The organism is Roseomonas sp. OT10 (assembly GCF_020991085.1).
Taxonomy (GTDB): Bacteria; Pseudomonadota; Alphaproteobacteria; order Acetobacterales; family Acetobacteraceae; genus Roseomonas; species Roseomonas cutis.
Genome location: NZ_CP087719.1, coordinates 873,668 through 888,128, shown reverse-complemented (window position 1 = coordinate 888,128; position 14,461 = coordinate 873,668). Strand labels below are relative to the sequence as shown.

Annotated in this window: 17 protein-coding genes; 12 read left to right on the top strand and 5 right to left on the bottom strand. The window is 72.0% G+C overall.

Annotated features, from left to right (window positions below):
- The first annotated feature begins 13 nt into the window (after window positions 1–13).
- The 5 genes from ygfZ to LPC08_RS04070 all read left to right on the top strand — a co-directional run bounded on the left by ygfZ (window position 14) and on the right by LPC08_RS04070 (window position 3,941).
- Window positions 14–892 (top strand): CAF17-like 4Fe-4S cluster assembly/insertion protein YgfZ, encoded by an 879-nt coding sequence (ygfZ, locus tag LPC08_RS04090; protein WP_230451469.1) that lies wholly within the window; start codon window positions 14–16, stop codon window positions 890–892.
- Between the two features lie 207 nt (window positions 893–1,099).
- Window positions 1,100–2,332, top strand: a complete 1,233-nt coding sequence (locus tag LPC08_RS04085; protein WP_230451468.1) for a M20/M25/M40 family metallo-hydrolase — start codon at window positions 1,100–1,102, stop codon at window positions 2,330–2,332.
- Window positions 2,333–2,504: 172 nt separating this feature from the next.
- Entirely contained in the window at window positions 2,505–2,969 is a 465-nt protein-coding gene (locus LPC08_RS04080) for a hypothetical protein (protein ID WP_230451467.1), read from the top strand.
- Window positions 2,970–3,273: 304 nt separating this feature from the next.
- Window positions 3,274–3,630, top strand: coding sequence for a type II toxin-antitoxin system RelE/ParE family toxin (locus LPC08_RS04075; RefSeq protein ID WP_230451466.1), 357 nt, complete (start codon window positions 3,274–3,276; stop codon window positions 3,628–3,630).
- A complete protein-coding gene (locus tag LPC08_RS04070; protein ID WP_230451465.1) occupies window positions 3,627–3,941 on the top strand; it encodes a helix-turn-helix domain-containing protein in 315 nt (104 codons plus the stop codon). Before LPC08_RS04075 ends, LPC08_RS04070 begins: the two co-directional genes overlap by 4 nt.
- A gap of 212 nt (window positions 3,942–4,153) precedes the next feature.
- On the opposite strand, the gene LPC08_RS04065 is transcribed toward LPC08_RS04070, so the two are convergent.
- Window positions 4,154–4,894 (bottom strand): hypothetical protein, encoded by a 741-nt coding sequence (locus LPC08_RS04065; RefSeq protein WP_230451464.1) that lies wholly within the window; start codon window positions 4,892–4,894, stop codon window positions 4,154–4,156.
- Between LPC08_RS04065 and LPC08_RS04060 the strand changes: the two genes are divergently transcribed.
- The 7 genes from LPC08_RS04060 to ureG all read left to right on the top strand — a co-directional run bounded on the left by LPC08_RS04060 (window position 4,893) and on the right by ureG (window position 9,937).
- Complete coding sequence (locus tag LPC08_RS04060) at window positions 4,893–5,501, top strand: transposase (RefSeq protein ID WP_230451463.1); 609 nt, start codon at window positions 4,893–4,895, stop codon at window positions 5,499–5,501. The genes LPC08_RS04065 and LPC08_RS04060 overlap by 2 nt on opposite strands.
- A 76-nt stretch (window positions 5,502–5,577) precedes the next feature.
- The gene (locus LPC08_RS04055) at window positions 5,578–5,880 is read left to right on the top strand and encodes an urease subunit gamma (RefSeq protein WP_230451462.1); all 303 of its coding nucleotides are present in this window, start codon (window positions 5,578–5,580) and stop codon (window positions 5,878–5,880) included.
- 76 nt (window positions 5,881–5,956) lie between these two features.
- Window positions 5,957–6,262, top strand: a complete 306-nt coding sequence (locus LPC08_RS04050; protein ID WP_230451461.1) for an urease subunit beta — start codon at window positions 5,957–5,959, stop codon at window positions 6,260–6,262.
- A gap of 4 nt (window positions 6,263–6,266) precedes the next feature.
- Window positions 6,267–7,979, top strand: coding sequence for an urease subunit alpha (gene ureC, locus LPC08_RS04045; RefSeq protein ID WP_230451460.1), 1,713 nt, complete (start codon window positions 6,267–6,269; stop codon window positions 7,977–7,979).
- Window positions 7,979–8,545 carry an urease accessory protein UreE gene (locus tag LPC08_RS04040; RefSeq protein ID WP_230451459.1) on the top strand — a complete coding sequence of 189 codons (567 nt, stop codon included), beginning with the start codon at window positions 7,979–7,981 and terminating at the stop codon, window positions 8,543–8,545. The genes ureC and LPC08_RS04040 overlap by 1 nt, the downstream gene beginning before the upstream one ends.
- The gene (locus LPC08_RS04035) at window positions 8,508–9,242 is read left to right on the top strand and encodes an urease accessory protein UreF (protein ID WP_230451458.1); all 735 of its coding nucleotides are present in this window, start codon (window positions 8,508–8,510) and stop codon (window positions 9,240–9,242) included. Before LPC08_RS04040 ends, LPC08_RS04035 begins: the two co-directional genes overlap by 38 nt.
- Window positions 9,243–9,304: 62 nt before the next feature.
- Window positions 9,305–9,937: an urease accessory protein UreG gene (gene ureG / locus LPC08_RS04030; protein WP_230451457.1), complete on the top strand. Its 633-nt coding sequence runs from the start codon at window positions 9,305–9,307 to the stop codon at window positions 9,935–9,937.
- A 51-nt stretch (window positions 9,938–9,988) separates the two neighbouring features.
- On the opposite strand, the gene ada is transcribed toward ureG, so the two are convergent.
- The 4 genes from ada to LPC08_RS04005 form a co-directional block, all read right to left on the bottom strand.
- Window positions 9,989–11,092, bottom strand: a complete 1,104-nt coding sequence (gene ada / locus LPC08_RS26155) for a bifunctional DNA-binding transcriptional regulator/O6-methylguanine-DNA methyltransferase Ada (RefSeq protein ID WP_304622059.1) — start codon at window positions 11,090–11,092, stop codon at window positions 9,989–9,991.
- Window positions 11,093–11,160: 68 nt separating this feature from the next.
- The gene (gene pdxY / locus LPC08_RS04015; protein WP_230451456.1) at window positions 11,161–12,009 is read right to left on the bottom strand and encodes a pyridoxal kinase PdxY; all 849 of its coding nucleotides are present in this window, start codon (window positions 12,007–12,009) and stop codon (window positions 11,161–11,163) included.
- A 16-nt stretch (window positions 12,010–12,025) separates the two neighbouring features.
- Window positions 12,026–12,775, bottom strand: coding sequence for a glucose 1-dehydrogenase (locus LPC08_RS04010; RefSeq protein WP_230451455.1), 750 nt, complete (start codon window positions 12,773–12,775; stop codon window positions 12,026–12,028).
- Between the two features lie 138 nt (window positions 12,776–12,913).
- Window positions 12,914–14,431, bottom strand: coding sequence for an ABC transporter substrate-binding protein (locus LPC08_RS04005; RefSeq protein ID WP_230451454.1), 1,518 nt, complete (start codon window positions 14,429–14,431; stop codon window positions 12,914–12,916).
- Window positions 14,432–14,461 lie beyond the last annotated feature (30 nt).

Below are 14,461 nucleotides of genomic sequence, written 5' to 3'. Positions count from 1 at the left end.
CACCTCTCCCCCCATGCCGATCGCGACCCTCCCCGACCGTGGCGTGCTGGAGATCTCCGGCGAGGACCGCCTCCCCTTCCTCCAGGGCCTCGTCTCCAACGACGTGACCGGCGCCGCTCCCGGCGACGTGACCGGAGCCGCTCCCGGCGACGTGACCGGCGCCGCCCCCGGCACCGCCGTCTGGGCCGCCCTCCTCACCCCTCAGGGCAAGTGGCTGGCGGATTTCTTCCTCCTGTCCGACGGCGTCCGCCTGCTGCTGGATGCCGAGGCCGCGCTCCTTCCCGCCCTGCTCCAGCGCCTGTCCCGCTTCCGCCTGCGCGCCCGCGTCGCCCTGCGCGACGCGTCTGCCGACTTCACCGTGGCCGCCGCCTGGGGCGGGGCCGCCCCGCCCGCCGGCGCCCTCGCCGCCCCCGACCCGCGCCTGCCCGAGGCGGGCTGGCGCCTCCTTCTCCCCGCCGGCACGCCCCTCGCCGCCGACGCCAGCGCCGCCGACTACGACCGCCACCGCTTGGCCCTCGGCCTGCCCGACGGCTCCCGCGACATGGAGGCGGAGAAGTCCGTCCTGCTGGAGGCGGGCTTCGACGAGCTGCACGGCGTCTCCTGGACCAAGGGCTGCTACATGGGCCAGGAGCTGACCGCGCGGACCAAGTACCGCGGCCTGCTCAAGCGCCGCCTCGTCCCCGTCGCCGTGGACGGCCCCCTGCCCGCGCCCGGCACCCCCATCCGTGCCGGCGAGCGCGAGGTGGGGGAGGTGCGCTCCGGCCGCGACGGCACCGCCCTCGCCCTCCTCCGCCTCGACGCGCTGGACGCCGCCGGTCCGCTGCTGGCCGGGGAGGCACGCGTGGCGCCGCGGATCCCGGCCTGGATGCGCCTGCCCCAGGCGGCGGGCTGAACGGCGGACGGTAAGGCCGGGGGCGCCGCCGCCCCGGCCCGCCCCCGGCGGAGGCCGCCTCCCCCCGGTCCGGGGCGGATCCCGATGGCCGGCCAGCGCCGCCGACGCCCCCTCGCCGGGAGGCGCGGTGCGGCGCCGGGGGTGGTTCCCCTCCCCCGCCCTTCGGCCCTATGCGGGAACGGACACCCCCGCGCACCGGAGCACCCCATGGCGGCACCCCAGGACCAAGCGATCCGCGATTGGCTGACCCGGCAGCGGGAGGCACAGACGGCCTTCCTGGCGGAGATGGTGAAGGTCCCCTCCGACAACCCGCCCGGCGACTGCACCGCCCATGCCGAGCGCACCGCCGCGCTGCTGGAGGGGCTGGGCCTGGTCGTCGAGCGCCACGTCGTGCCGGAGGCCCTGGCGCGGGAGCACGGGATGGTCTCGGCCACCAACCTGGTCGTGCGCCACCGCTTCGGCCCCGGCCCGGTGGTGGCGCTGAACGCGCATGGCGACGTGGTGCCGCCGGGCGAGGGCTGGACCCAGGACCCCTACGGCGCCGCCGTCGTGGACGGATGGATGTACGGGCGCGGCGCCGCCGTCTCCAAGAGCGACTTCGCCACCTATGCCTGGGCGCTGCTGGCGCTGCGCGAGGCAGGCGGGCTCAGCGCCGGCACCGTCGAGCTGCACCTGACCTATGACGAGGAATCCGGCGGCGAGATCGGCCCCGGCTGGCTGCTGCGCGAGGGGATCAGCAAGCCCGACCTGGCCATCGGCGCCGGCTTCTCCTACGCCGTCACCAACGCCCATAACGGCTGCCTGCACCTGGAGGTGCAGGTGGACGGCCGCTCCGCCCACGCCGCCATGCCCTTCACCGGGGTCGATGCGCTGGAGGCGGCGACCGGGCTGCTCGGCGGCCTCTACGACTGGCGCAAGGGGCTGGCGCAGCGCGTCTCCGCCATCGAGGGCATCGGCGCGGCGCAGATGACCGTCGGGCTGATCAAGGGCGGCATCAACACCAACGTGGTGCCGGACCGCGTCACCTTCCGCCTCGACCGCCGCATGATCCCCGAGGAGCAGCCTGCGGCGGTCGAGGCGGAGCTGCGCGCGGTGATCGCCCGGGCGGCCGCCGCCTTCCCGCGGGCCACCGTCACCGTGCGCCGCATCCTGCTGGCCGAGCCGCTGGTGCCGCTGCCGGGCGGGACGCGGCTGACCGAACGGCTCTGCGCCCGGGCCAGCGCGGTGATGGGCGAGGCGATCACGGCGAAGGGCGTGCCGCTCTACACCGATGCCCGCCACTACGCGGCGGCCGGCGTGCCCATCGTCCTGTACGGGGCCGGGCCGCGCACGATCGAGGAGGCGAACGCCCACCGGGCGGATGAGCGCCTGCCGCTGGCGGATCTGTACAAGGCGACGGAGGTGGTGGCGTTGGCTCTGCGGGACCTGTTCGAGGGGTAGGCGCGGAGGCGCGGCCGCCCTGTGCCGCGATGCGTTGCCGCGGCGCGGAGCGGCACGGGGCGCTTGTTGCCGCTGCGCGGCACAAGGCGCGTTGACGCGGCGCGGTTCGGCGCGCGACCGTGCCGGGCATGGCGGCCGCGACCCGCGCGGCGTCCTCCACCGGCGGGGCGGCATGGACGGCGAGACCATCATCCTCCTGGGCGTCGGGATGTTCGTGGCGGTGTTCCTGCTGTCCGGCGGCCTGGCGCTGTGGCTGATGCGCCGGCTGCGCCGGGCCTCGGACCAGCCGCTCTCGCACGGCCCGGACGGCAGCGTCGTGATCCCCGTGCGGGGCCTGTCGCGCCGCTTCTCCGCCTTCGCCTATTCGCGGAACAGCATCAGCCCGCGCTTCGCCATCGGGCGCGACGGCGTGCGCTTCAAGGTCTTCCGACCCGACCACTGGCCGTTCAGCGCCATCGAGCGGGTGGACGCGCCCTGGACGCCGTTCGGCACCCGCATCGCCCTCAAGGCGAGAGGCAGGGGGACGCTGTTCGTGGACGTGGCGGGCGAGGCGAAGGGGCGCGAGCTTCTCCGCGCCCTGCCGGCGGGGCTGGCCTTCACGCCGCGTGCGAGCGGGATGCGGGATGGCGTTGCGTGAGGTGTGCCGGGTGGAAGGGGGTGGCGCGCCGTCCCGCTCGTGGCCAGCGACGGAGGACCTGTCGGTACGGTGAGGGCTGGTTGACCTGTCGCAGGCAGGGGCGCTGCCCCCTGCACCCTGGCAGGAAGCTCAGGTTCGTGCACCTCCCGGAGTCTGACGCGGGGTGGAGGGGTTCGGCGGGTCAGGCGAGGCGGTCTGGCGGACGTCATCGCCTGTTGTAGGCAGTGCCGGGCCGTGCGCCACCGGAAGGTGGGGTGTCCGAAGGTGATGACCCGCAAAGTCCACTGTTTCATCGGATACAGCAATGCTGTATTCTTTCCGTGTGCCGCCGAAGCACTCCATCCTTGAAACGTCGATTTTCACACGACAGGCGGATGCCCTGCTGGCCCGCGACGAGCGCGCCGAGATGATCGACACACTTTCCGCCGACCCGCTGGCCGGCGACGTGATCCCCGGTCTGGGCGGCGTCCGGAAGCTGCGCTGGGCACCGAAGGGTCGGGGCAAGAGCGGTGCCTTCCGGGTGATCTACTATCTGCTGACCGACGATCTGCCCGTGCTGGCCCTGCTGCTCTACGGCAAGAACCAGCAGGCCGACCTCAGCTCCGCGCAGCGGGCGGCGGTGCTGACCCTCGCCAAGGCCATGAAGGAGGGCCGGAAATGAGCCACGACACCGACAAGGATACCGAGTTCGGCCGCGACCTGATCGCCTCGCTGGAGGAGGCCGCCGCCATCCTGCGGGGAGCGGCTGAGCCTGCGCGGGTTCACCTGGCGCCGGACGTGCCCGATGTGCGCGCCATCCGGACCCGTATGGGGCTGACCCGCGAGGCCTTCGCGGAGCGCTTCGGGCTCAGGCTCAGTGCCGTGCGGGATTGGGAGCAGGGGTTGCGGAAGCCGGACCCGGCCGCGCGGACGCTGCTGCGGGTGATCGAGCGCGAGCCGGAGGCGGTGGTGCGAGCGTTGGTGGGTGAGTAGGGGCGGCCATGACACGACGCCGTCATCGCCGCCGCTGATCGGTCATCGCCGCAGTCCCATCCTTTCCTGCCATGGTTGCGATCCTCGCTGACAACTTGACAGGGCGCCTCGGCCGAAAGCATCGCAGAAAGCTGTGATGCTGGCTCCCTCATGCTGGTCTGGGGGAGCCATGCAGCGCGGCGCTTCGAATGGCGGAGCATCCGTTGCGACCTCTAGTTTTGTGTGGGAGACCGCGGCTTATTATCACTCGGCGCAATACTGGGCGCTGAAACCACGGAAACATTCAGGTTTGGAAGCTTGTCGATTTCGGCCTTTATTAGAGGCACGCTTGCAGCAATAATTTCCCGCCGCAATCTCAAATATTCCTCTCGCCCGATCCTTCCATTCAAATAGTCTTGGCAGACCGAAGTTGTTTGGTCGCGCGCAAACTGCAAACCTTGAGATCGGCGAGTCATGGCCATGACGGCAGTTGCGAGGGCTCTCTCGTACGAGCCTGCCCCTTGTACATTTCCGCTCTCACCTGCTGCGGCATTAACTGTTCCAGTTGCTTCAAATGAAGTGGCGATTCGTGAGGCCACCGCTTCAGCTGCATCCGGTGGAGGTTCGGCGCAAAAGGAACCTGCTGGCTGACTATTGCCGTCGCCCCTATCCAATGGATTTACGCGGAAGGTCACGATTCTATATGAAGCGCCCGTAGATATAACACCAATTTCTGCCGTGCTGCGGGTGAATAATCCGGGAACGTGAAGCTCCGTCATTGGTTCTTCGCGAGCATTAGAACAGCCTATGGCGGACAGTAATACGCAGGGCCACAAAAATTTTTTGGCCATCATGATGACACTCCATCTTTTTCCTATCATTACCATAAAGAAAAGACTTGTTGTAGATTTTTCGAAGCACAAGACGTAGGAAAACTTGCCTATAACTCGGCTTTCTGCTACCCTTCCTCCCATGTCCCTCCTCCCCCACACCCCCCGCCTCTCCCCTCCCACCCCCTGGTCCCCCCTCTCCGACGCCGCCTGGGCCGCCCTCCTCCCCCACCTCGCCCGCGCCGACCCGCGCGGCCGCCCCGTCCCCGACCTCCGCGCCCGCATGGACGCCATCTTCCACGCCGCCCTCTCCCGCGCCCCCTGGGCCGCCCTCCCGCCCCGCTTCGGCAAGCCCGACACCGTCGCCCGGCACTTCCGCCGCCTCACCCATGCCGGCCTCTGGCAGCGCCTCCTCCTCGCCCTTGCCGAGGCCGACTCCGCCCACCCCCTCCGCACCATCGAGCACGCCATCTGCCGCGCCTGCCGACGCGCCGCCCGCCTCCTCGGCTTCCCCTTCCTTGTCTTGATCCGACGCCTCGGCCTCCGCTCCGCCCTGAACGGACCGCCCTGGCTCCTCCCCGATCCCCTTTTGTCCGAAACCCTCGCCCGCACCCCCATTCCGGACCCGGATACCGCGCCGCACGGCCAGCGCGGCCCGCTGCGCGCCCTCCTCGCCACCCTCCGCGCCCTTCACCGCACGGCGGCAGGCCGCGCCCGCATCCCCCTCTCCGTCCGGCACGCCTGGCCATGACCCCCACCCCTGGACCGCACCCGCGCCGCGCCCCTAACCTCCGCTGCACCGCGACACAGGCCGGACCCATGCGCCCATGCACCTGACCCCCCGCGAGAAGGACAAGCTGCTCGTCGCCATGGCGGCGATGGTGGCGCGCCGCCGGCTGGAGCGCGGCGCGAAGCTGAACCACCCGGAATCCATCGCCCTGATCACCGACTACGTGGTGGAGGGCGCGCGGGACGGTCGCAGCGTGGCGGAACTGATGCGCGACGGCGCCACCGTCCTCACGCGCGACCAGGTGATGGAGGGGGTGCCGGAGATGATCCACGAGATCCAGGTCGAGGCGACCTTCCCCGACGGCACCAAGCTCGTCACCGTCCACGAGCCCATCCGATGAGCGCCAGGCGGTCGCGAGCCCCGCAGCGCAGCGAGGAGCGGAGCGTGAATCGCATGGCCCGACAGGATTCCTGCCGATGATCCCCGGCGAACTCCTCCCCGCCTCCGGCGAGATCGAACTGAACCCCGGCCGCCCCGTGACCGCGCTGGAGGTCGCCAACACCGGCGACCGCCCCATCCAGGTCGGCAGCCACTTCCACTTCGCCGAGACCAACCCGGCCCTGTCCTTCGACCGGACCAAGGCGCGGGGCCAGCGCCTCGACATCGCCGCCGGCACCGCGGTGCGGTTCGAGCCGGGGCAGACCCGCAGCGTGAACCTCGTGCCGATCGCCGGCGCCCGCGTCATCCACGGCTTCCGCGGCGAGACGGAAGGGAAGGTCTGATCCCATGCCCGCCAGGATTTCCCGCAGCGCCTATGCCGGCATGTACGGCCCCACCACCGGGGACCGCCTGCGCCTCGCCGATACCGAGCTGGTCATCGAGGTGGAGAAGGACCTCACGACCTACGGCGAGGAGGTGAAGTTCGGCGGCGGCAAGGTCATCCGCGACGGCATGGGCCAGTCCCAGGTCACGCGCGCGGCCGGCGCGATGGACACGGTGATCACCAACGCCCTGATCCTGGACCACTGGGGGATCGTGAAGGCGGATGTCGGGCTGCGCGACGGCCGCATCGCCGCCATCGGCAAGTCCGGCAACCCCGACACCCAGCCAGGCGTGGACATCGTCATCGGCCCGGGGACGGAGATCATCGCGGGGGAGGGCAAGATCCTCACCGCCGGCGGCATCGACGTGCACATCCACTTCATCTGCCCGCAGCAGATCGAGGAGGCGCTGGCCTCCGGCGTCACGACGATGTTCGGCGGCGGCACCGGCCCCGCGCACGGCACGCTGGCGACGACGGCGACGCCGGGCGCCTTCCACCTCTCGCGCATGATGCAGGCGGCGGAGAGCTTCCCGATGAACCTCGGCTTCCTCGGCAAGGGCAACGCCGCCCTGCCGGCGGGGCTGGAAGAGCAGATCGTTGCGGGCGCCGCCGGCCTCAAGCTGCACGAGGACTGGGGCACCACGCCCAAGGCGATCGACACCTGCCTCGCGGTCGCCGATGCGCTGGACGTGCAGATCGCCATCCACACGGACACGCTGAACGAGGCGGGCTTCGTCGAGGACACGATCAGGGCGATGGCCGGCCGCACCATCCAGGCCTTCCACACGGAGGGCGCGGGCGGCGGCCACGCGCCGGACATCCTGAAGCTGGTGGGCGAGGCCAACGTCCTGCCCAGCAGCACGAACCCGACGATGCCCTACACGGTGAACACGCTGGACGAGCATCTCGACATGCTCATGGTGTGCCACCACCTCGACCCCCGCATCCCGGAGGACGTGGCCTTCGCCGAGAGCCGCATCCGCAAGGAGACCATCGCGGCGGAGGACATCCTGCACGACCTCGGCGCCATCTCGATGATGTCGTCGGACAGCCAGGCGATGGGGCGGGTGGGCGAGGTGATCATGCGCACCTGGCAGACCGCGCACAAGATGAAGGTGCAGCGCGGCCGCCTGCCGGCCGAGACGGGCGACAACGACAATGCCCGGGTCAGGCGCTACGTCGCGAAGTACACGATCAACCCCGCGATCAGCCAGGGCATCGCGGAGCATGTCGGCAGCGTGGAGGTCGGCAAGCTGGCGGATCTGGTGCTGTGGAGCCCGGCTTTCTTCGGGGTGAAGCCGGAGATGGTGCTGAAATGCGGCACCATCGCCTGCGCGCCGATGGGCGACCCCAACGCCTCCATCCCCACGCCGCAGCCGGTGCACTACCGCCCGATGTTCGGCGGCTTCGGCAAGGCGATGCTGCACAGCGCCGTCACCTTCACCTCCCAGGCGGCGCTGGATGCGGGGATCGCCGGACGCCTCGGCCTCACCCGCCCGCTGCTGCCGGTGCGCAACACCCGCGGCGGCATCCGCAAGACGGACATGGTCCACAACGGCGCGCTGCCGCGGATCGAGGTGGATGCGGAGACCTACGAGGTGCGCTCCGATGGCGAGCTGCTGATCTGCGAACCCGCCAAGGTCCTGCCGATGGCGCAGCGGTACTTCCTGTTCTGATGGCCGGGGACGCCAGCCTGCGCCGCGCCACCACCATCCTCCCTGCCGGGGGGTGGGTGGCACGCACCGCCCGCGACACCGTGACGCTGGATTTCGACGACCGCTTCCGCCGCCGCAAGCGCTACCTGGCCGAGGGCGGCACCGAATTCCTGCTCGACCTGCCGGAGGCGGTGGTGCTGCACGACGGCGACGGGCTGCTGCTGGAGGGCGGCGGCGTCATCGCCGTCCGCGCCGCGCCGGAGCCACTGGTGGAGATCACCGCGCGCGACGCGCACCATTTGCTGCGCCTCGCCTGGCACCTGGGCAACCGGCATCTGCCGGCGCAGCTCTCGGCCGACCGCATCCTGATCCGCGACGACCACGTGATCACCGCCATGCTGACGGGCCTCGGCGCCACGCTGCGCCCCGTCTCCGCCCCCTTCGACCCGGAGGGCGGCGCCTATGGCGAGCACAACCGCAGCGACCACCAGCATTTCCGCGCGGCGGGCCATGCCCACGGCCCGGGCGGCCACGACCATGGCCACGGCCATGAACACCACCACGGCGACGGTGACCACCATCACTGAGCCCCCTGGGACAGCCACGGACCCGGCCGCTCTCTACCGGCTGCTGTCCTGGCTCAGCCCCGGCTATCCGATCGGCGCCTTCAGCTACAGCCACGGGCTGGAGGCGGCGGTGGAGGATGGGGCGGTGCGAGACCGCGACAGCCTCGTCGCCTACGTCGCGACCGCGCTGACGGCCGGTGCGGGGGCGGTGGACGGCCCGCTCCTCGCCGCCGCCTGGCGCGCGGCGAGCGCCGGGGACGACGCCGCGCTGGACGCGGCGGCGGAGCTGGCGGCGGCCTGGCGCGGCACGGCCGAGACGGCGCTGGAGAGCCTCGCCCAGGGCAACGCCTTCGCGGCCGTCACCGCCGCCGCCTGGCCCAATCCGCGCTTCGCCGCCCTGATGGCCCGCCACCCGCGCCGCCTCGCCCATCCCGTGGCCTTCGGCGCGGCGGCGGCGTGGCAGGGCGTGGCGCTGCGCGACGCCGCCTTCGGCTGGCTGGCGGGCTTCGCGGCCAACCTGGTTTCCGCCGGGGTGCGCCTCGTGCCGCTGGGCCAGACGGACGGGCAGGTGGCGACCGCCGCGCTGCTGCCCCATGTGCAGGCCGCGACCGGGGCTGCGCTGGCGGCGGCGCTCGACGACATCGGCACCGCCGCCCCGGTGCTGGACCTCTTCTCCATGCGCCACGAGACGCAATACACGAGGCTCTTCCGCTCATGACCGCAGCTTCGCCTGGCCATCCGATTCAGACCTCCGTGCCCGAGGGGCACTCCGGTCATCGGATGGCGCACGGCCCCTTCCGCGTCGGCATCGGCGGGCCCGTGGGCTCGGGCAAGACGGCGCTGACCGACCGGCTGTGCAAGCACCTCCGCGACCACTACGACATCGCCGTCATCACCAACGACATCTACACCCGCGAGGATGCGGAGTTCCTGACCCGCAGCGGCGCCCTGGCCCCCGAGCGGATCACCGGCGTCGAGACGGGCGGCTGCCCGCACACCGCCATCCGCGAGGATGCCTCGATCAACCTTGCCGCCGTACACGAGATGACGGAGCGCTTCCCCGCGCTGGAGGTGCTGTTCATCGAGAGCGGCGGCGACAACCTGGCCGCGACCTTCTCGCCCGAGCTGGCGGACCTGACCATCTACGTCATCGACGTCTCGGCCGGCGACAAGATCCCGCGCAAGGGTGGGCCGGGCATCACCCGCTCCGACCTGCTGGTGATCAACAAGATCGACCTCGCCCCGCTGGTGGGCGCCGACCTCGGCGTGATGGACCGCGACGCGCGGAAGATGCGCGGCAGCCGCCCGTTCCTCTTCACCAACCTGAAGGAGAACAAGGGCGTCGCCGAGATCGCCGAGTTCGTCCTGACCAGCGGCGGCCTGCCCCTGCGGCACCGGGCCGCGCTTGCCTGACGGGTCCGGCGCCGCCGGATCCACCCCGGCGGCGCGGGTGGAGGGCCGGCCTCAGCCCCCGCGCCCGGACCGGGCCGCCGCCTCGCCCGCCAGAAGCGCCTGCTTGCGCGGCACGCCCCAGCGATAGCCCGTCAGGGCGCCGTCCTTGCCGACCACCCGGTGGCAGGGCACGGCGAGCGAGACGGGATTCCGGGCGCAGGCCCGGGCCACCGCCCGCACCGCCTCCGGCGCCCCCAGCGAGGCGGCCAGGCCGCCATAGGTCCGCGTCTCGCCCAGGGGGATGGCCCGCAACGCCTCCCAGACCCGGCGCTGGAAGGCGGTGCCGCGCAGGTCCAGGGGCAGGTCCAGCGCTGCCCGCGGCTCCGCCACGAACGCCACGGCGGACCGGACGATCTCCGCCAGGGCCTGCTCCGCGGGCTCGATCCTGGCCTGAGGGAAGCGGGCGCGCAGGTCGCCCTCCAGCGCCTCCGGCGGCTCGCCGAAGCCCAGGAAGCAGACGCCCTTCTCCGTGGCCCCCACCAGCAACGGCCCCAGGGCGCTCTCGGCCAGGGCGGTGCGGATCACCTCGCCCTGCCCGCCGCGACGGGCGGCGCCGGGCGTCATGCCCAGAACGCGGCCGGGCCGCTCGTAGACCCGGCTTTCGCTGCCGAAGCCTGCCTCCGCCACGGCATCGGCGACCCGCGCCCCGTCATGCAGTGCGGCGGAGAGGCGCCGGGCCCGCACCCCCTCGGCATAGGACCGCGGGGTAACGCCGGTAATGTCCCGGAACAGCCGCAGGAAGTGGTGCCGGGCATAGCCCGCCCGCTCCGCCAGGCGGGCCAGGGAGGGGATGGTCTCCGACTGCTCGATCAGGGCACAGGCGGCCCGCACCGCCTCGGCCTGCAGCGCCGCCCGCTCGCCGCGGGGGTCGCAGCGGCGGCAGGCGCGGAAACCGGCGGCCTCGGCGGCCGGGCCATCGGCGAAGAAGCGGGTGTTGCGGCGCAGCGGTGGCCGGGAGGGGCAGCCGAAGCGGCAGTACACGCCCTGGGTGGTGACGGCATAGACGGCGTCCCCGCGCGCCTCGCGCCTTTGCAGGGAGGCCCAGAGCGCCTCCTCCTCCACCGGCCGGGTGCCGGCCGGGTTGGCTTCCGGGATCAGGTCTGGGGTATCGCGCATGTCGCTACCTCCCATGTCCGGCCCGGACGGCGCCATCCGGGCGTTGCGCCCGCATCCGGGGACCGGCCTCAGCAGGGCTCGGCGACGAAGGTCTGGCTGGGCCGCACGAACTCGTCCTGGGCGGCAACGGTCAGGATCTCGCGCGACCCTGCCTCGGCGGTGCGGGCCAGCAGCCCATGGATGGAGGACGCCGCGGAGGAGACGGCCACGCGGACATCGCGCCAGCGCAGGCAGTGGAACAGGAACAGCGCCGCGATGGCGTCCCCCGCGCCGTTGACGGAGATGGGCAGCAGCGGCGTGCGCACGCGCCAGAAGGCGGGACCGTCCGCCGCCAGCATCTCGATGCAATCCGCCGGCGTGTCCTCGACGTGCAGCGAGGTGACGAGGACGATGCGCGGCCCCTTCGCCTGGAGCGCGGTGATGGCGCGCCGGGCATCCGCCAGGGTGTTGACGGGGCGGCCGGTCAGCCATTCCAGCTCGAACTGGTTCGGCGTGACGATGCCGGCGGCTGGGACGGCGCGGTCGCGCATGAATTCCGGGATGCCGGGGCGGACGAAGATGCCCCGCCCGACATCGCCGATCACCGGGTCGCAGCAGTAGAGCGCCTTCGGGTTCAGCGCCTTCACGCGCGCGGCGGCGTCCAGGATGGCCTCGCCGATCGCGGCATCGCCCATGTAGCCGGAGAGCACGGCATCGGCCTTGCCGAGCACGCCGCGCTCCTCGATCCCCGTGACCAGGTCGCGGATCAGCTCCGCGCCAAAGACCTGGCCGCGCCAGGCGCCGTAGCCGGTGTGGTTGGAGAACTGCACCGTGTTCAGCGCCCAGACCTCCGCCCCCAGCCGCTGCAGCGGGAAGACGGCGGAGGCGTTGCCCACGTGTCCGTAGGCGACCCAGGACTGGATGGAGAGGATGTTCATGGCCTCTCCTTCCTACTCAGGCGCAGCGGCCGCCGTCCACCGGCAGCAGCACGCCGGTGATGAAGGAGGAGGAGTCCTCGGCCAGCCACAGGCAGGCATTGGCGATGTCGGCGGGGGTGGAGAAGCGGCCGAGCGGGATGGTGGCCAGGAAGCGCTGCCGGTTCTCCGGGGTGTCCGGCATGCCCATGAAGCTCTCCAGCAAACCGGTGGCGCCGATCACCGGGCAGACGGCGTTCACCCGGATGTTGTCCTTCGCGAATTCCTGCGCCATCGCCAGGGTGATGGTGTTCGCCGCCCCCTTGGTGGCGTTGTACCAGGTGAGGTTGGGGCGAGGCCGCAGCCCGGCGGTGGAGGAGACGGTGATGAAGGACCCGCCCTTCCCGCCGTTGCGGCGCATGGCGGGGATGGCGGCGCGGGCCATCAAATAGAGCGACTTCACGTTGATGGCGAAGACGCGGTCGAACTCCTCCTCGCTGACGTCCAGCGACGGCTGGTTGCGGTAGGTCCAGCCGGCATTGTTCACCACCGCGTCGAGCCGGCCATGGGCCTGGAGCGCCGTGTCCACCATGGCCTGCACGTCGGCGGTGCGGGCGACGTCGCCACCCACCGGCGTGCCGCCGATCTCGCCCGCCACGCGCTTCGCCCCCTCGAGGTTGAGATCGGCCACCACGACCTTCGCCCCCTCGGCGGCGTAGAGGCGGGCGATCCCCTCGCCGAAGCCGGACGCGGCACCGGTGACGAGCGTGACCTTGTCCTTCAGGCGCATGACATTCCCCCTGTTCTGCCCGATGCGGCGGCGCAGCGCGATGGCTCGGACGGCAGCAGCCTGCCGCCGGCCCGCCGTGCCGCGCGATCCCTAGAGCATATCGCCGCCCGGGGGAATCACCCCGGGCGGGGCTTCCGCTCAGGTGGCCTTGGCGTCGAACAGGCGGAACACGGCGTCGGGGTATTGCGTCCAGCGCAGCCGCCCGACCGAGGCCTGGAGGATGGCGTCGAAGTGCAGGAACAGCATCGGCGCGTCCTCCTGGACCTGCCGCTGTGCCTGGCGATACAGGGTGGCCCGCTCCGCCTGGGCGGAGGTGGCGCGCGCCCGCTGCAGCAGCTCCGTCACCGCATCGCTCTCGTAGCCCGCGAAGTTGTTCGGCCCGCCCTTGGTGAAATAGAAGTACATGTTGCCGTCCGGGTCGTAGCGGCCGGACCACGGTGCCATGCAGATGTCGAAGTCGCGCTGGCGCAGCACAGTGATGAGGCTGGTCGGGTCGATCTGCCGCACCTCGACCTTGAAGCCGGCGACGTTGCCGGCCGCCTGCAGCACCTGGGCGATGCGCACCATCTGGGGCGAGTTGGTCACCGTCACGGTCACCGGCACCGGCTGCGTGGCGCCCACCTCGGCCAGCAGGGCGCGGGCGCGGGCCGGGTCGTGCGCGATGCCGGTGGCGGATTCGTCGAAGGCCCAGGGCACGGCGGGGGAGAGCGGCCCGCGGGCGACGCGGCCGGTGTTGAAGTAGACGACGCGGTGGATGACCTCCGGGTCCACCGCCGCGCTGAAGGCCCGGCGCAGGCGCGGATCGTTGAAGGGCGCGCGGGTGCAGTTGAAGGCGAAGGCGTTGAAGCCGAGCGAGGGCATCTGCGACACGCGCAGGTTCGCCTCCCGCTGCAAGGCCGCCACGGACTGGGGCGGGATCGCGTCGATCAGCTGCAGCGTGCCGGAGCGGAGGTTGGCGAGGCGCACCGTCTCGTCCGGCAGCGGGCGGAAGACCAGCCGCGCGAAGGGGTGGCCGTCGCCCGCCCAGTAGCCGGGGAAGCGCTCCAGCACCAGCTCGCTGTTCTTGGTCCAGCTCGCGAGCTTCCAGGGCCCGGCCCCGACCGCCCTGGCCGCGAAGTCGGCGCCGAGCGAGCGGACCGCGCTGGGCGAGACCATCATGCCGGCGCGGTTCGTCAGCACCAGCGGCAGCGGCGCATAGGGCGCGGAGAGCCGGATCTCCACCGTGCGCGGGCCGGTGACGGCGACGCCCGCGAGCGGCCCGAAGTCGGAGCGGCGGATGGAGCCCCCCGCCGGGTCGGTATAGCGGTCGATGTTGAACTTCACCGCCTCCGCGTCGAGCGGCGTGCCGTCGTGGAAGGTCAGCCCCTCGCGCAGCGTCAGCACATGCGTCAGCGGGTCCTTCTGCTCGTGCGTGGCGAGGCCGGGGAAGACCTGCCCGTCCGGGCGGGCGACCAGCAGCGTCTCGTGCAGGTTGTAGAGGACCTGGTTCTCGAAGAAGGAGCCGGCGAAGGCCGGGTCCAGGGTCACCGGGTCGGAGACGACGCCGATGCTCAGCGTCCCGCCATTCTCCTGCGCCGCCGCGCCGCGCGGCAGGGCGAGGGCGGCCGGTGCGGCGAGGGCGGTGCCCAGCAGCGCGCGTCGGGTGGTTCCGGTCATGGCAGCGGCACTCCAGCGGTTCGGGGTTGG